Origin of the sequence: Mycobacterium rhizamassiliense (assembly GCF_900157375.1) — a bacterium.
In the GTDB taxonomy this organism is placed as follows: domain Bacteria; phylum Actinomycetota; class Actinomycetes; order Mycobacteriales; family Mycobacteriaceae; genus Mycobacterium; species Mycobacterium rhizamassiliense.
In genome coordinates this window covers 5,128,978-5,145,249 of sequence record NZ_LT721901.1, presented here as the reverse complement: position 1 = coordinate 5,145,249, position 16,272 = coordinate 5,128,978, and the positions used below count along the sequence as shown (strand labels likewise).

Genomic DNA, 16,272 nt, shown 5'->3' with positions numbered 1-16,272 from the left:
GTGTCGGTCTGCGGTCATAGACTGGCGTGCCTATGAACCAGTCGTCCTTCGTGCACCTGCATAACCACACCGAATATTCGATGCTGGATGGTGCCGCGAAGATCACGCCGATGCTCACCGAGGTGGAGCGGCTGGGGATGCCCGCGGTCGGGATGACCGACCACGGAAACATGTTCGGCGCCAGCGAGTTCTACAACGTCGCGACCAAGGCCGGGATCAAGCCCATCATCGGCGTCGAGGCCTACATCGCGCCGGGCTCGCGCTTCGACACCAAGCGGATCCTGTGGGGCGACCCGGGCCAGAAGTCCGACGACGTCTCGGGCAGCGGCTCCTACACGCACATGACGATGATGGCCGAAAACGCCACCGGGCTGCGCAACCTGTTCAAGCTGTCGTCGCTGGCGTCCTTCGAGGGCCAGCTCGGCAAGTGGTCGCGCATGGACGCCGAACTGATCGCCGAACACGCCGAGGGCATCATCGCCACCACCGGCTGCCCGTCCGGTGAGGTGCAGACCCGGCTGCGGCTCGGGCATCAGCGCGAGGCGCTGGAAGCGGCCGCCAAGTGGCGCGAGATCTTCGGCGCCGACAACTTCTTCCTGGAGCTGATGGACCACGGGCTGTCCATCGAGACGCGGGTCCGCGAGGGCCTGCTGGAGATCGGCCGCAACCTAGGCATCCCTCCGCTGGCCACCAACGACTGCCACTACGTCACCCGCGACGCCTCCCACAACCACGAGGCGCTGCTGTGCGTGCAGACCGGCAAGACCCTGTCGGACCCGAACCGGTTCAAGTTCGACGGCGACGGCTACTACCTGAAGTCGGCCGCCGACATGCGGCAGATCTGGGACGACGAGGTGCCCGGCGCCTGCGACTCGACGCTGCTGATCGCCGAGCGGGTCCAGCCCTACGACGAGGTGTGGGCGCCGCGCGACCGGATGCCGGTCTTCCCGGTGCCCGAGGGACACGACCAGGCGACCTGGCTGCATCACGAGGTGATGGCGGGCCTGCAGCGGCGGTTCGGATCCGGCGTAGGCCAGGACTACATCGACCGGGCCGAGTACGAGATCAAGGTCATCTGCGACAAGGGATTTCCGGCGTACTTCCTGATCGTGGCCGACCTGATCAACCACGCGAAGTCCATCGACATCCGGGTCGGGCCGGGGCGCGGTTCGGCGGCCGGCTCGCTGGTGGCCTACGCGATGGGCATCACCAACATCGACCCGATCCCACACGGTCTGCTGTTCGAGCGGTTCCTCAACCCGGAACGCCCGTCGGCGCCCGATATCGATATCGACTTCGACGACCGCCGGCGCGGCGAGATGGTGCGCTACGCCGCCGACAAGTGGGGCTCCGACCGCGTCGCCCAGGTCATCACCTTCGGCACGATTAAAACCAAAGCGGCACTCAAGGATTCGGCGCGGATCCACTACGGTCAGCCCGGCTTTGCGATCGCCGACCGGATCACCAAGGCGTTGCCGCCGCCGATCATGGCCAAGGACATCCCGCTGTCCGGCATCACTGACCCGGCCCACGAGCGGTACAAGGAAGCGTCCGAGGTCCGGGGGCTGATCGAAACCGACCCCGACGTGCGCACCATCTACCAGACCGCGCGCGGCCTGGAAGGCCTGATCCGCAACGCGGGTGTGCACGCGTGCGCGGTGATCATGAGCAGCGAGCCGCTGACCGAGGCGATTCCGCTGTGGAAGCGGCCGCAGGACGGCGCTATCATCACCGGCTGGGACTACCCGTCGTGTGAGGCCATCGGCCTGTTGAAGATGGACTTCCTGGGCCTGCGCAACCTGACGATCATCGGCGATGCCCTGGAGAACATCAAGGCCAACAGGGGAATTGACCTCGACCTGGAAGCGGTGCCGCTCGACGACAAGGCCACCTACGAGCTGCTGGGCCGCGGCGACACCCTGGGTGTGTTCCAGCTCGACGGCGGGCCGATGCGCGATCTGCTGCGCCGGATGCAGCCCACCGAGTTCAACGACATCGTCGCGGTGCTGGCGCTGTACCGGCCCGGACCGATGGGCATGAACGCCCACAACGACTACGCCGACCGCAAGAACGCCCGCCAGGCGGTCAAGCCGATCCACCCGGAGCTCGAGGAGCCGCTGCGCGAGATCCTCGCCGAGACGCACGGCTTGATCGTCTACCAAGAGCAGATCATGTTCATCGCCCAGAAGGTCGCCTCGTACTCGATGGGTAAGGCCGACGCGCTACGCAAGGCGATGGGTAAGAAGAAGCTCGAGGTGCTCGAGGCCGAGTACCAGGGCTTCAAGGAAGGCATGACCGCCAACGGCTTCTCCGAAAAGGCGGTGAAAGCGTTGTGGGACACCATCCTTCCGTTCGCCGGGTACGCGTTCAACAAGTCGCACGCCGCCGGCTACGGCCTGGTCTCGTACTGGACCGCCTACCTGAAGGCCAATTACCCGGCCGAGTACATGGCCGGGCTGCTGACGTCGGTGGGCGACGACAAGGACAAGGCCGCGGTCTACCTGGCCGACTGCCGCAAGCTGGGCATCACGGTGTTGCCGCCGGACGTCAACGAGTCGCTGGTGAACTTCGCGTCGGTCGGCCAGGACATCCGCTTCGGCCTGGCCGCGGTGCGCAACGTCGGCGCCAACGTCGTCGGCTCCCTGATCGCGACCCGCAACGACAAGGGCAAGTACACCGACTTCTCCGATTACCTGAACAAGATCGACATCTCGGCGTGCAACAAGAAGGTCACCGAGTCGTTGATCAAAGCCGGTGCCTTCGATTCGCTCAGCCACCCGCGCAAGGGCCTGTTCCTGGTGCACACCGACGCGGTCGATTCGGTGCTCGGCACCAAGAAGGCCGAGGCGATCGGACAGTTCGACCTGTTCGGCGGCGGCGACGACGGGGCCGACACGGTGTTCACCATCAAGGTGCCCGAGGACGAGTGGGAGGACAAGCACAAGCTCGCGCTGGAGCGAGAGATGTTGGGGCTCTACGTGTCCGGCCATCCGCTCAACGGTGTGGCGCACCTGCTGGCCAGCCAGGTGGACACCCAGATCCCTGCCATCCTCGACGGCGATGTCGCCAACGAGACCAACGTCCGCGTGGGCGGCATCCTGGCCTCGGTGAACCGGCGCGTCAACAAGAACGGAATGCCTTGGGCGTCAGCCCAATTGGAGGACCTCACCGGCGGCATCGAGGTGATGTTCTTCCCGCACGCCTACTCGGCCTACGGCGCGGACATCGCGGACGACGTGGTGGTGCTGATCAACGCCAAGGTGGCCATCCGCGACGACCGGATCTCGCTGATCGCCAACGAGCTGGTGGTGCCCGACTTCTCCCACGCCCAGCCGAACCGGCCGTTGGCCGTCAGCCTGCCGACCCGCCAGTGCACGATCGACAAGGTCAGCGCGCTCAAGCAGGTGCTGGCGCGCCATCCGGGAACCGCGCAGGTCCACCTGCGCCTGATCAGCGGCGACCGGATCACCACGCTGGAGCTGGATCAGTCGCTGCGCGTGACACCCTCGCCGGCGTTGATGGGTGACCTCAAGGCGCTGCTCGGCCCGGGGTGCCTGGGCGCCTAGCCGCAAGCGCACACCTGACGTCGTCCGGCTCAGAACCGGTAGCGCAAAATCCGCGCCTTGCGCGCGGACGTCTCGAACATGCCGGATACCTTGGTGGCCAACCGGATCCACTCCGGAAACAGCTCGATCTCGGGCGCGTGCGTCAGGCTGGCCTCCTCGACCAGCTTGAGCTTCGGGTTCCACTGCTCGGGCACGCGGGCGTCCTGAAATCCCGGATACCCCCACTGCGCACCGACGGTGGCGAACATCCGCTGCGGGGCGAGCTTGACGGCGGCCCGGCTGAACCAGCCGATGCGCCCGTAGTCGTTGAACGCCAACTCCCCGGACCTGAAATGTTCGGTGAGACGGCAGAAGACGGCGACGATCACCGGCTCGGACAGGAACGCGAACAGCCCGTTGGCGATCACCATGGCGGGCCGCTGCGAGGGAATGCCGTCGGCCCAGCTGTGATCGGCCACCGAGGCGATCACCGAATGGGCCCGCCTGCTGATCGGAAGCAGCCGCCGGCGCAGGGCGATGACGCCCGGCAAGTCGATGCTGTACCAGTCGACCGTCGGCGGCACATCGACCCGGAACGGGCCGGAGTCCAGTCCGGCGCCGAGTTCGACGACGACGGCGTCCGGATTGTCGGACGTGAACGCGCGCACCCTTTCGTCGAGCATCTTGGTGCGCAGGGCCGACTGGCACACCACGCTCTTGGGGACGCCGAGCCCGTCGAAGTCGAAGTCGATCTGGCCGACGATCTCGGCGGCAAGCGGGTCGCCGAGAATCGGCTGCGGCCACCGGCTGTCCAGCGTTCGTGCGTATTGCGACAGCAACGCAGTCTGCTCCAGCGGTGACAGCTCGCTGACGTCAATACCGCGACCGGACCGCATAATCCGAACGTACTAGCTGCCCGCTGTCCGCGGACGGTTGTCCGAAATAGAAATCGCGCATTGTATTCCCCGCCGCCCGCGCCGGACGTACGCTCACCGATGTGACGTGGGCAAATCAATACGACGCCGCAGCCGCTGGGCCGGTCCGGCCGTCGTGACCGGGGGACGGGTGTCGACGATGCAGGAGTTCGGCCGTACAGGAGTACGAAAGATGCTGCAGCGCACCGGAATTATTCAGGAGTCGGGGGCATCGCTGTCCGGCGATCCCGACGAGGTGGTGCAGCTGCTGGCCGCGCCGTGGTACGACGAGCGGCTCACGCAGCTAGCCGGCGAGCTCGGGCGTGACGCGGACGGCGTGCGCGCCGAGGCCACGGTCTACCTGCGCGAGATGGCGGCCTCGCTCGACGAGCGGGCGGTGCAGGCCTGGCGCCGGTTCAGCCGCTGGCTGATGCGGGCCTACGACGTCTTGGTCGACGAGGACCAGATCGCGCAGCTGCGCAAGCTGGATCGCAAAGCGACGCTGGCCTTTGCCTTTTCGCACCGCTCCTACCTGGACGGTCTGCTCCTGCCGGAGATGATCGTGGCGAACCGGCTGTCGCCCGCGCTGACCTTCGGCGGGTCGAACCTCAACTTCTTCCCGATGGGCGGCTGGGCCAAGCGCACCGGGACCATCTTCATCCGGCGGCAGATCAAAGACATTCCGGTCTACCGGTTCGCGCTGCGCGCCTACGCCGCACAGCTGGTGCAAAACCACGCCAACCTGAGCTGGTCGATCGAGGGCGGCAGGACCAGGACCGGAAAGCTGAGGCCGCCGGTGTTCGGCATCCTGCGCTACATCACCGACGCCGTCGACGAAATCGACGGCCCCGAGGTGTATTTGGTGCCGACGTCGATCGTCTACGACCAGCTGCACGAAGTGGAAGCCATGACCACCGAGGCCTACGGCGCGGCGAAACGGCCCGAAGACTTCCGCTTCCTGGTCCGGCTGGCGTTGCAGCAGGGCAAGCGGCTGGGCCGCGCCTACCTGGACTTCGGCGAACCGCTGCCGCTGCGCAAGCGCCTCGAGGAGATGCGCGCCGACGAGCTGGGGACCGGCACTGAAATCGAGCGCATCGCGTTGGACGTCGAACACCGGATCAACCGCGCGACGCCGGTCACGCCCACCGCGGTGGTGAATCTCGCGTTGCTGGGCGCGGACCGGTCGCTGTCCATCAGCGAGGTGCTGGCAACCGTGCAGCCGCTGGCCAGCTACATCGCGGCCCGGAACTGGGCGGTCGCCGGCGCCGCCGACCTGACCAACCGCTCGACCATCCGGTGGACCCTGCATCAGCTGGTCTTGTCCGGGGTGATCAACGTGTACGACGCGGGCACCGAGGCGGTGTGGGGGATCGGCGAGGACCAGCACCTGGTGGCGGCGTTCTACCGCAATACCGCGATCCACATCCTGGTCGACCGCGCCATCGCCGAGACGGCGCTGCTGGCGGCGTCGGAAATCTCCACGGACGGCACGGTGTTGCCGGTGACCGTGCGCGACGAGGCGCTGCGGCTGCGCGAGCTGCTGAAGTTCGAGTTCCTGTTCTCGGCCCGCGCGCAGTTCGAGAAGGACCTCGCCGACGAGGTCCGGCTGATCGGGCCCGTGGAGGACACCAGCAAATCCGCGGCCGCCAGCATGGTGCGGGGGCTGCTGGAATCGGCGGATTTGCTGCTGGCGCATCTGGTGCTGCGGCCCTACCTGGACGCCTACCACATCGTGGCCGACCGGCTGGCCGCCTACGAGGGCGAATCCTTCGACGAGGACGCCTTCCTGGCCGAGTGCCTCGAGGTCGGCAAGCAGTGGGAGCTGCAGCGCCGCGTGGCCAGCGCCGAATCGCGGTCGATGGAGCTGTTCAAGACCGCGCTGCGGCTGGCCAAGCACCGCGAACTGGTCGACGGGCCGGACGTCGCGCAGCGGCGGCGGGAATTCGCCGACGAGATCGCGACCGCCATCCGCCGGGTCAACGAGATCGCCGAGCTGGCCAGGCTCCGATCCGCCTAAAGTGGTCGGTATGCCGCTCACCGGAGAGTACGAACCGTCGCCATGGGATTGGTCCCGCGAACAAGCCGACAAGTACGCCGAATCCGGCGGCACCGAGGCCGCTGACATGAAAGGCCTGCCGATCATCTTGCTGACCACGGTCGGAGCCAAGACTGGCAAGCTTCGCAAGACCCCGCTGATGCGCGTCGAGCACGAGGGCCAGTACGCCGTCGTCGCCTCGCTGGGCGGGGCCCCCAAGCATCCGGTCTGGTACTACAACATCGCCAAGAACCCCCGCGTCGAGCTGCAGGACGGCTCGGTCACCCGCGATTACGACTCCCGTGAGGTGTTCGGCGGCGAGAAGGCCGTCTGGTGGGAGCGGGCCGTGGCGGCCTATCCCGACTACGCGGACTACCAGGAGAAGACCGAGCGCCAGATTCCGGTGTTCGTGCTGACACCGGTGAATTGAGTCCCTTCACCAGGCACGTGGCACCATTGATCGGTGTCCGCTGAACTGAGCAGTAGCCCGCGCACCCCGGGAAGCCGGCCGCTTGTCGCGGCCGACATCGACACGGCGGCGCAGCGAATTGCTCCGGTGGTCACGCCCACCCCGCTGCAGTTCAGCGATCGGCTGTCGGAGATCACCGGCGCGCGGGTCTACCTGAAGCGCGAAGACCTGCAGGTCGTGCGCTCGTACAAGCTGCGGGGCGCCTACAACCTGCTGGTGCAGCTGTCCGACGCGGAGATCAACGCGGGCGTGGTGTGCTCGTCGGCGGGAAACCACGCGCAGGGCTTCGCGTACGCGTGCCGGAAGCTGGGCGTGCACGGCCGCGTGTACGTGCCGGCCAAGACCCCGCGCCAGAAGTGCGACCGGATCCGCTACCACGGCGGGGAGTTCATCGACCTGATCGTGGGCGGGTCGACCTATGACCTGGCGGCCGAGGCGGCCCTGGACGACGTGCAACGCACCGGCGCGACGCTGGTGCCGCCGTACGACGACCTGCGCACCATGGCCGGGCAGGGCACCATCGCCGTCGAGATGCTCGACCAGCTCGGCGAGCTCGGTGTTGGGGAGCCCGACCTGGTGGTGGTCCCGGTGGGCGGCGGGGGCTGCATCTCCGGCATCACCACCTACCTGGCCGAGCGGACGTCGAACACGGCCGTGCTGGGCGTCGAGCCGGCCGGTGCGGCGGCGATGATGGCCGCGCTGGCCGCGGGCGAGCCGGTGACGCTGGACCACGCCGACCAGTTCGTCGACGGCGCCGCGGTGCGGCGGGCCGGCACGCTGACCTACGCCGTGCTGGCGGCGGCCGGCGACATGGTGTCGATCACCGCGGTCGACGAGGGCGCGGTGTGCACCGCGATGCTCGACCTCTATCAGAACGAGGGCATCATCGCCGAGCCGGCGGGCGCGCTGTCGGTGGCGGGCCTGCTGGAAGCCGACATCGAGCCCGGGTCGACGGTGGTGTGCCTGATCTCGGGCGGCAACAACGACGTGTCCCGCTACGGCGAGGTGCTGGAGCGCTCGCTGGTCCACCTCGGCCTCAAGCACTACTTCCTGGTCGACTTCCCGCAGGAGCCCGGCGCGCTGCGCCGTTTCCTCGACGAGGTGCTCGGGCCCAACGACGACATCACCCTGTTCGAGTACGTCAAGCGCAACAACCGGGAGACCGGCGAGGCGCTGGTGGGCATTCAGCTGGGAGCGGCCGCGGAACTCGAGGGCCTGATGGCCCGGATGCGCGCGACCGAGATGCACGTCGAGATCCTCAAGCCCGGGTCGCCGGCCTACCGCTACCTGCTGCTCTAGGCGCCTGTAGCCGTCAGCGCGAGTACGCGGCCAGATACGGCGGCACCGGGACGGCGGGATCCAGGTCGTCGGCGGGCACCGGATTTCCGGCCGTCACGCTCAACGGAACCACGCCGGCCCAATGCGGCAGCTCGAGGTCCTCGGGTTCGTCGGCCGGACCACCGCTGCGAACCTTCGCCGACACCTCGACGAGGTCCAGCGCGAGCACCGCGGTCATGGCGAGTTCCCGCGGATTCGGCGCCCGGCAGTCGTCGGCCCGTCCGGCCGCGACGTGATCGAGCAGGCAGCCCAGGGCACGCAGCTTCTCCTCGGGGTCGTCGACCAGGCGCGCGTCGCCCAGCACGACCACCGAGCGGTACACCAGCGAATGGTGCAGCGCCGAGCGGGCCAGCACCAGCCCGTCGACGAGCGTCGCGGTGACGCACACGGGCAGGGCCGCATGCGCGCTCAGCATCGGCCGGCTGCCGGTGGAGCCGTGCAGGTAGAGGGTCTCGCCGCAGCGCGCATGGGTGGTCGGCAGGACGACCGGCCTGCCGTCGTTGACGTAGCCGAGGTGGCAGATCAGGGCCTCGTCCAGGATGCGGTGGACGACGTCACGGTCGTAGCTGGCGCGCTCCCGGTAGCGGGTGGGGGTGGTGCGCGAAGTGGGGTCGTAGGTGGTCGTCACGGATTGCCTCTTGAGTTTGTAATAGTACATAATGCATTTCGTGCCAGTACAACAGAGCATAGCCGGAACGGGCGCGGAGTCCATAGCCGCCAACATCGAGGAAGCGATCTCGGCGGGCTCGCTGGCGCCCGGGGACGCGCTGCCGCCGATCCGGGAACTGGCCGGCCAGCTCGGGGTGAACGCCAACACCGCCGCCGCCGCGTACCGGCTGCTGCGCGATCGCGGGGCCATCGAAACCGCGGGCCGTCGCGGCACCCGGGTGCGGCACCGGCCCGCGACCACCCCCCGCTCGCTGCTGGGGCTCGACGTCCCCGCGGGGGTGCGCGACCTGTCCACCGGCGCTCCGGATCCCGCGCTGCTGCCGATTGCCGCTGTGCTGCAATCGAATTGGAGAACCGTCGGTCGTCCGGTGTTGTATGGGGAGCCGGCGCTGTCGCCCGGGCTGGCCGAGCACGCCCGCGCGACACTGTCCGCGGACGGGGTTGCGGCCGAGCACCTCGCGGTCACCAGCGGCGCACTCGACGGCATCGAGCGTGCCCTCACCGCGCACCTGCGTCCCGGTGATCGGGTGGCGGTCGAAGACCCGGGCTGGGCGAATCTCCTGGATCTGCTTGCGGCGCTGGGGCTTTCGGCCGAGCCCGTCGGTGTCGACGACGACGGGCCGTTGGTCGCCGACGTGACCCAGGCGCTGGACCGCGGTGTGCGCGCGCTGATCCTGACCAATCGCGCGCAGAACCCCACCGGGGCGGCGTTGTCGCCGGACCGCGCCCGCGCGCTGCGCGCGGTGGTGGCCGGCCGCGACGTCCTGCTGGTCGAGGACGACCACTGCGCGGGCATTTCCGGCGCGCCGCTGCACACGTTGGCCGGATCGACCACGCATTGGGCCTTCGTTCGCTCGGCGTCCAAGGCCTACGGCCCGGACCTGCGCGTCGCCGTGCTCGCCGGGGATGAGCGCACCGTCGAGCGGGTGCACGGTCGGCTGCGGTTGGGGCCCGGGTGGGTGAGTCACCTGCTGCAGGGTCTGGCCGTGAGCCTGTGGTCCGACGACGCGGCGACTCGCCTCGTCGCGACGGCGGAGCGGCGATACGCGAGCATCCGCACCGGATTACGGGACGCGCTGGCGAACCGCGGTGTCGTCGCGCACGGGCGGTCCGGCCTCAACGTGTGGATCCCCGTTCCCGACGAGACGGTCGCGATCACGCGGCTACTCGCCGCGGGCTGGGCCGCCGCCCCCGGCACCCGGTTCCGGATTCGCACGCCCGCGGGCATCCGGATCACCGTGGCGGACCTGGCCGACGACGAGATCGACCCGCTCGCCGACGCGGTGGCCAACGCGCTGCGCAGCGCCGGGCGCTCCAGCGTCTAGGTCTGGGGCCTGGCACCCAGGACATCGCGGAACAGCGCCTGCCGCAGGGCGAGTTCCCTCGGGTCGTTCACCAGGTAGAAGCCCAGCTTGTTCATCACGTAGCCGAACCCGATGCCGGTGTCCGGATCGGCAAACCCGAACGAGCCGCCCGCCCCCGGCGTGCCGAAGGCATTCATCGACGAACCGAAGGTGCAGAGGGGACTGGGCTTGTTGAAGCCCAGGGTGAAGTTCGATTCGACGTGTAACACCTTGTCGCGCAACCCCTTTGTCGGCGGCTGCGCGGGCTGCTTCAGGGCGTCGAGGGTGCCGGCACTCAGGCCGAGTTCGGGGTCGCCGGTGCCGGCGCTGCCGTACAGCCTGGCGATGGCGCGCGCGGTGCCGGTGCCGTTGACGGCGGGCATCTCGACGACGCGGAGCTCGTCGCGGTTGAAGTCCTCCAGGTTGTTGATCCCCTTGGCGATGGCCAGCGCGGGCGCCGCGAGGTCAAACGGGTTGAACAGCGCCAGCGCCAGGCCGCGCGGCATGGTGTTCAGATGAAACAGGAGCTGGGGCAAGGACCAGCCGTCCAGGAGTGCGACGCGATCGCGATCGACCGAGGCCGGCAGGCCGATGTGGAAGTCCAGCCCGAGCGGGCCGGCGATCTCCTCGGCGAAGAACCGGCCCAGCGAACGCCCGGCCGGGTCGGTGCGGCGGATCAGCTCGCCTTCGTACCAGCCCAGCGTGATGCCGTGGTAACCGTGCCTGGTCCCCGGGGTCCACGCGGGCGCCTGCGCCGCGAGTCTGGCCGACATCCTCGGCGGGTCGGCGAGCTCCTGCAGCGTCAGCGGCGGTTTGACGACGGGCAAGCCGGCCTGATGCGCCAGCAGTTGGCGGACGGTGATCGCCTCTTTGCCGGCCTGAGCGAATTCCGGCCAGTAGTCGGCGACATTGGCGTCGTACGAGAGATGGCCCCGGGAGGCGGCCAGCGCGACCGCAAGGGATGCAACGCCTTTGGTGGTCGAGAAGACGTTGACGAGGGTGTCGTGCTGCCACGGCGCCCGCGTCTTCCCGTTGCGGTAGCCGCCCCACAAGTCGACGACCTTGCGGCCGTCGCGGTACACGGCGATCGCGGCGCCGACCTCCTGACCGCTGCCGAGGTTGCGCCGAAAGGCGTCGGCGACCTTGCCATACCCCGCGTCGACGTCGCCCCCGATGAGATCGGGCGGGATCTGGACCTTCTGCGCCATGTTCTGCTCCGATGCAGCATCGCGGTGATGTGGGGATAGCGGTGATGCTAGCGCTACCCGCGCACGGCGCGATAGATCGACATCGATCCGCTGACGGTCTCGAAGACATGGGTCTCCTCGACGCGGTCGAATCCGACGTCGGCCATCAGTTCGGGAAGCACGCCCTGCGCGTTGGGCTCGGTGTTGTCGAACCCGTCGCCCTTCTGGACGAGGCGAAATCGCTTGCGCATCTTCGCGGTGCGCTGCAGACCGTAGTCGGCGACATGCAGGCTGCCGCCGGGCCGCAGCGAATCGCGCATCGCGGCCAGGCCCGCGCGCTTCTCTTCGAGCGGAACCTGATGAAAGACCAGGGAGGACAACACCTTTGTCACGCCGCGGCCGCGCAACAGGTCCGCCGCGTTGCGGGCGTAACCGGGAAGTAGCTCCACCGCCGGTGTCAGTCCCGCGAGCTTGGCGCCGGCCCGCCGCCGGATCGCCGCGTCGGGGTCGATGCCGATCAGCGTCGCCGACGGGCATGCGCGGGCGACCAGGCGCAGTTGCGTACCGGTGCCACAGCCGATGTCGGCGATCACGTCTTCGGGTGTGGGGGACAGTTGCGCGAGCAGCGCCGGCCGCCACCGCCGCGCCTTCGTGAGCAGGAAGCTCAGCGCGTCATAGGTCCACAGCTGCGGGGCCGCCGGCACGAAATCCCTGGCGGATGGCTCGGCCATGCGCCGATGGTAGCGGCTGGGTCACCCCCGGCGCAGTATCGCGACCGAATGTCCCTGCAGTGCCGTGCTCTCAGCGCCGACGGCCGGCTCGCCCCAGCACAGCACGACATCACCGGCCAGCGGCACCGTCACCGGCTCGGTGCTGAGGTTGCAGACGATGCGTAACTGCCCACGAGACAGGATGATCCAGGCCAGCTCCTCGTCGTAGTCGACGGTGACGTTGTTCAGCCAGGGGTTGGCCAGGTCGGACTCGTTGCGCCGCAACGCGATCAGATCCCGGTAGAAGCCCAGCAGCGCGGCGTGTTCGCCCGCCCTGACCTCGTCCCAATCGAGTTTGGAGCGCAGGAACGTCTGCGGGTCCTGCGGGTCGGGAATATCGTCGGCGTCCCAACCGTGCTCGGCGAATTCGGCCTTGCGGCCCTCGGCGGTGGCGCGGGCGAGCTCCGGCTCGGGATGGGAACTGAAGAATTGGAACGGCGTGGACGCGCCCCATTCCTCGCCCATGAAAAGCATTGTCGTGTAAGGCGAACCAAGCACCAGGGCGGCCTTGATCGCCAGCTGGCCCGGGTCGAGGTTCTGCGACGGCCGATCGCCGAGGGCGCGGTTGCCCACCTGGTCGTGGGTGCAGGTATAGGCGAGCAGCCGCGTCGCGGGAATGGCCGACGTGTCCAGCGGCCGCCCGTGCCTGCGGTGCCGGAACGACGAATACGTGCCGGCGTGGAAGAAGCCGTGACGCAGCGTCTGGCCCAGCGTGGCCAGCGAACCGAAGTCGGCGTAATACCCTTGCCGTTCGCCGGACACCGCGGTGTGGACGGCGTGGTGGATGTCGTCGGCCCATTGCGCGGTGATGCCGAGGCCGCCGCGGTCGCGCGGCGTGATCAGCCGCGGGTCGTTGAGGTCGCTCTCGGCGACCAGCGACAGCGGACGTCCGAGCTGCGCTGCGAGCCAATCGGTTTCGGTGGCGAGCTCTTCGAGGATGTGGATGGCGGTGGTGTCGACCAGCGCGTGCACCGCGTCCAGGCGCAGGCCGTCGGCGTGGAAGTCGCGCATCCAGCGCAGCGCGCACCCGATGATGTAGCGGCGGACCTCGTCGGAGTCGGCGTCGGCGATGTTGACGCCTTCGCCCCACGGGTTGCTGCCCGACGAAAGGTAGGGGCCGAACTTCGGCAGGTAATTGCCGGACGGGCCGAGGTGGTTGAACACCGCGTCGATCAGCACCGCCAGCCCGCGGGCGTGGCAGGCGTCGACGAACCGGACCAGCCCGTCGGGGCCGCCGTAAGGCTCGTGCACGCTGTACCACAGCACGCCGTCGTAGCCCCAGCCGTGCGTGCCGGCGAAGGAGTTGACGGGCATCAGCTCGACGAAATCGACGCCCAGCTCCACCAGGTAGTCCAGCTTCTCGATGGCGGCGTCGAAAGTGCCGGCCGCGGTGAAGGTTCCGATGTGCAGCTCGTAGACGACCGCGCCCTCGACCGGCCGGCCCGCCCAGTCGCCGTCGGTCCATCGCGCCGCGCCGGCATCCCAGCGCTGCGAGCGTTCGTGCACCCCGTCGGGCTGACGGGCCGACCGCGGGTCGGGCAGCACCTTGGGGTCGTCGTCGAGCGCATACCCGTAGCGGGCGTCCGCCGGGGCATCGACGTCCGCGTGCCACCAGCCGTCACCGGAGCGCGTCATCGCGTGCAGCGCGCCGTCGACGTCCAGCTGCACCCGCGCGGGTTTGGGCGCCCAGACCCGGAATTCAGTCATGGTGGCGCTCCAGCAGCGCGACGGGCAGGGCGGCGAACAATTGGGCGGCCGACGTGGGCCCGTCCGCGATGACCCCGCTGAACGTGTCTTTCCAGGTGCCGTCGGGAAGCGGCAGCACGGTGTTGCCCCAGCCGGTTTCGGAGAGCCGCACCGTCCAGCGGGTGACCGCGACCACGATGTCGGTGCCGCGGCCGAACGCGACCACGTGGTCGCTGGCGTCCCCGTCGGCGAGCAGCGGGACGTAGTCGCCACGCGCGAAGGTATCGGGATGGGCGCGGCGCATCCGCAGCGCCGTGGTGACGACCCGGATCTTCGGGTGCTCGAGGGCGCGCAAGGCGGCCCTGCGCGCGTCGTAGTCCACCGCGCGCCGGTTGTCGGGATCGACCAGGCTGTCGTCCCACAGCTCGGTGCCCTGGTAGACGTCCGGGGTTCCCGGCACCGTCAGCGCCAGCAGCTTCTGGCCCAGCGCGTCACTTGCCGCATGCGGATTCAGTTGGGCGACAAGCTCGGTCAGCTGCCCGGCGACGGGTCCGTCGAGGACGGTGTCCAGCCAGCCGTGCACCGCCCCCTCGAACGCGGGATCCGGATCGTTCCACGAGGTGTGCCAGGCCGCTTCGCGGATGGCCTTCTCGGCGTAGCGGTGTAGGCGGTCGCGCAGCTCGCCGGTGACCTCGCCGTTGACCGGCCAGACGCCGAAGATGTTCTGCCACAAGAACTGTCCGGTCGCCGGATCGGGGGAGGGGGCCGCGATCTCCCAGCGGGCCAGGAACTCCGTCCACAGCGACGGCACCTGGGACAGGACGCCGATGCGGGCGCGCACGTCCTCGCCGCGCTTGGTGTCGTGGGTGGTCAACGTCGTCATCGTGCGCGGCCACCTGTGCAGCCGGGTGGCGGAGCTGTGGTGGAGCTCGGCGCTGCCGACGCCGAACCGATGCGGTTCGCCGCCGACCTCGTTGAGCGACACCAGGCGGGCGTCGCGGTAGAACAGGCAATCCTCGACGGCCTTGGCGGTGACGGCCCCGCACAGCTGTTGCAACCGTGCGGCCGGCTCGTCGCCCCGGGCCAGCGCCGCGGCGATCACCTGCAGCGCAGGCCCCAATTCCGGTTCCGCGGCTTGGGTTTCGGCGAGCGCGGCGGGCAGGACCGCGGCCAGGCCCGGGTAGTCGGAGCGGTAGACGTCGACGTGGCGCAGCAGCGCGGCCACCGCCTCGGGCAGCAGCCGATGATCGGTGCCCGCCGTCGCGGCGATGCTGCGCCGGAGCCGACGCAGCTCGCTGGCCAGCGTGCCGGTGGCCGCGTGCAGCTTCAGTTCGGCGAGCATCGTCGGCATCGCGTGATAGTCGACGCCGGCCGACTCGACCAGCGCGGTGAGTGCGGGCGCCCCGGCGGGGTCGACGAAGACGCCGCCCACCTCGCGCAGCACGTCGTAGCCGGTGGTGCCGTCGACCGGCAGTGTCGGTTCCAGGGCCTCGTCGACGGCCAGGATCTTCTCGATCACGATGTAGGCGTCCGGGCCCAGCAATTCGCGCAGCCACGCCAAATACCCGCTGGGGTCGGCCAATCCGTCGGGGTGGTCGATGCGCACGCCGTCGACCAGCCCCTCACGCACCCAGCGCGCGACCTCGGCGTGGCTGGCGTCGAACACCTCGCGGTCCTCCTGGCGTAGCCCTGCCAGCGAGGTGATGGAGAAGAACCGGCGATACCCGACGACCCCATTGCGCCAGCCCACCAGTCGGTAATGCTGGCGATCGTGCACCTCGGGGCCGGTTCCGTCGCCGGTGCCGGGGGCGATGGGGAACTTCAGATCGCCCAGCCGCAGCAGCTCGCCATCGACGGTGAGGTCGGCGGCATCATCGTCGGAACCCAAGACCGGCAACACAATTCGGCCGGCCTCGTCGAGGTCCCAGTCGATGTCGAAGAAGGTCGCGTAGCGCGACGAGCGCCCATTTTGCAGGACGTCCCACCACCACGGGTTCTGCTCGGGCTGGTCGACCCCGACGTGGTTGGGCACGATGTCGACGATCAGGCCCAGGCCGCGGGCCTTCGCCGCCGCCGACAACCGAGACAGTCCCTCGGCGCCGCCCAACTCCGCGGACACCGTCGTCGGGTCGGTGACGTCGTAGCCGTGGCTGGATCCGTGCGTGGCGGTGAGGATCGGGGACAGGTACACGTGCGAGACCCCGAGTTCGTCGAGGTAGTCGATCACGTCCTCGGCGTCGGCGAACGTGAACCCGAATCCGCTATCGGGGCCGCGCAGCTGCAACCGGTAGGTGGACAGCACCGGAAAGGGCATGT

Annotated in this window: 11 protein-coding genes; 5 read left to right on the top strand and 6 right to left on the bottom strand. The window is 69.0% G+C overall.

The features are described 5' to 3' along the window. Positions 1-32 precede the first annotated feature (32 nt). A complete protein-coding gene (gene dnaE, locus MRAB57_RS24440) occupies positions 33-3,566 on the top strand; it encodes a DNA polymerase III subunit alpha (protein ID WP_077089638.1) in 3,534 nt (1,177 codons plus the stop codon). A gap of 29 nt (positions 3,567-3,595) precedes the next feature. Here dnaE and MRAB57_RS24435 read toward each other — a convergent pair whose 3' ends face one another. Further along, positions 3,596-4,441 carry a class I SAM-dependent methyltransferase gene (locus MRAB57_RS24435; protein ID WP_077089637.1) on the bottom strand — a complete coding sequence of 282 codons (846 nt, stop codon included), beginning with the start codon at positions 4,439-4,441 and terminating at the stop codon, positions 3,596-3,598. A gap of 178 nt (positions 4,442-4,619) precedes the next feature. On the opposite strand from MRAB57_RS24435, the gene MRAB57_RS24430 reads away from it, so the two are divergent. Genes MRAB57_RS24430 through ilvA form a run of 3 tightly spaced genes read left to right on the top strand, consistent with a single transcriptional unit; the run spans position 4,620 to position 8,262 of the window. After that, complete coding sequence (locus MRAB57_RS24430) at positions 4,620-6,476, top strand: lysophospholipid acyltransferase (RefSeq protein ID WP_108637992.1); 1,857 nt, start codon at positions 4,620-4,622, stop codon at positions 6,474-6,476. Between the two features lie 10 nt (positions 6,477-6,486). After that, positions 6,487-6,924: a nitroreductase family deazaflavin-dependent oxidoreductase gene (locus tag MRAB57_RS24425; protein ID WP_077090824.1), complete on the top strand. Its 438-nt coding sequence runs from the start codon at positions 6,487-6,489 to the stop codon at positions 6,922-6,924. 33 nt (positions 6,925-6,957) lie between these two features. Beyond that, positions 6,958-8,262: a threonine ammonia-lyase gene (gene ilvA, locus MRAB57_RS24420; protein WP_077089635.1), complete on the top strand. Its 1,305-nt coding sequence runs from the start codon at positions 6,958-6,960 to the stop codon at positions 8,260-8,262. Positions 8,263-8,275: 13 nt separating this feature from the next. Here ilvA and MRAB57_RS24415 read toward each other — a convergent pair whose 3' ends face one another. Further along, a complete protein-coding gene (locus tag MRAB57_RS24415) occupies positions 8,276-8,959 on the bottom strand; it encodes a pyridoxamine 5'-phosphate oxidase family protein (protein ID WP_077089634.1) in 684 nt (227 codons plus the stop codon). Positions 8,960-8,969: 10 nt separating this feature from the next. Between MRAB57_RS24415 and MRAB57_RS24410 the strand changes: the two genes are divergently transcribed. Further along, positions 8,970-10,295: an aminotransferase class I/II-fold pyridoxal phosphate-dependent enzyme gene (locus MRAB57_RS24410; protein ID WP_077090823.1), complete on the top strand. Its 1,326-nt coding sequence runs from the start codon at positions 8,970-8,972 to the stop codon at positions 10,293-10,295. Here the strand turns inward: MRAB57_RS24410 and MRAB57_RS24405 are convergent. From MRAB57_RS24405 to treY, 4 genes are read right to left on the bottom strand one after another with little or no spacing between them, the layout of a single operon-like run. Continuing rightward, positions 10,292-11,521: a serine hydrolase domain-containing protein gene (locus tag MRAB57_RS24405; RefSeq protein WP_077089633.1), complete on the bottom strand. Its 1,230-nt coding sequence runs from the start codon at positions 11,519-11,521 to the stop codon at positions 10,292-10,294. The two genes, MRAB57_RS24410 and MRAB57_RS24405, sit on opposite strands and share 4 nt — an antisense overlap. A 53-nt stretch (positions 11,522-11,574) precedes the next feature. Beyond that, positions 11,575-12,231, bottom strand: a complete 657-nt coding sequence (locus MRAB57_RS24400) for a class I SAM-dependent methyltransferase (RefSeq protein WP_077089632.1) — start codon at positions 12,229-12,231, stop codon at positions 11,575-11,577. Positions 12,232-12,252: 21 nt separating this feature from the next. Further along, positions 12,253-13,977 carry a malto-oligosyltrehalose trehalohydrolase gene (gene treZ / locus MRAB57_RS24395; protein ID WP_077089631.1) on the bottom strand — a complete coding sequence of 575 codons (1,725 nt, stop codon included), beginning with the start codon at positions 13,975-13,977 and terminating at the stop codon, positions 12,253-12,255. Continuing rightward, a complete protein-coding gene (treY, locus tag MRAB57_RS24390) occupies positions 13,970-16,270 on the bottom strand; it encodes a malto-oligosyltrehalose synthase (protein ID WP_077089630.1) in 2,301 nt (766 codons plus the stop codon). The genes treZ and treY overlap by 8 nt, the downstream gene beginning before the upstream one ends. Between the last annotated feature and the right edge of the window lie 2 nt (positions 16,271-16,272).

What these genes read in the sequence shown, in the direction of transcription:
- dnaE (WP_077089638.1), top strand. Translation starts at nt 33, where the DNA reads ATGAACCAGTCGTCCTTCGTGCACCTGCATAACCACACCGAATATTCG.
- MRAB57_RS24435 (WP_077089637.1), bottom strand. Translation starts at nt 4,441, where the DNA reads ATGCGGTCCGGTCGCGGTATTGACGTCAGCGAGCTGTCACCGCTGGAG.
- MRAB57_RS24430 (WP_108637992.1), top strand. Translation starts at nt 4,620, where the DNA reads ATGCAGGAGTTCGGCCGTACAGGAGTACGAAAGATGCTGCAGCGCACC.
- MRAB57_RS24425 (WP_077090824.1), top strand. Translation starts at nt 6,487, where the DNA reads ATGCCGCTCACCGGAGAGTACGAACCGTCGCCATGGGATTGGTCCCGC.
- MRAB57_RS24415 (WP_077089634.1), bottom strand. Translation starts at nt 8,959, where the DNA reads ATGTACTATTACAAACTCAAGAGGCAATCCGTGACGACCACCTACGAC.
- MRAB57_RS24405 (WP_077089633.1), bottom strand. Translation starts at nt 11,521, where the DNA reads ATGGCGCAGAAGGTCCAGATCCCGCCCGATCTCATCGGGGGCGACGTC.
- MRAB57_RS24400 (WP_077089632.1), bottom strand. Translation starts at nt 12,231, where the DNA reads ATGGCCGAGCCATCCGCCAGGGATTTCGTGCCGGCGGCCCCGCAGCTG.
- treZ (WP_077089631.1), bottom strand. Translation starts at nt 13,977, where the DNA reads ATGACTGAATTCCGGGTCTGGGCGCCCAAACCCGCGCGGGTGCAGCTG.
- treY (WP_077089630.1), bottom strand. Translation starts at nt 16,270, where the DNA reads ATGCCCTTTCCGGTGCTGTCCACCTACCGGTTGCAGCTGCGCGGCCCC.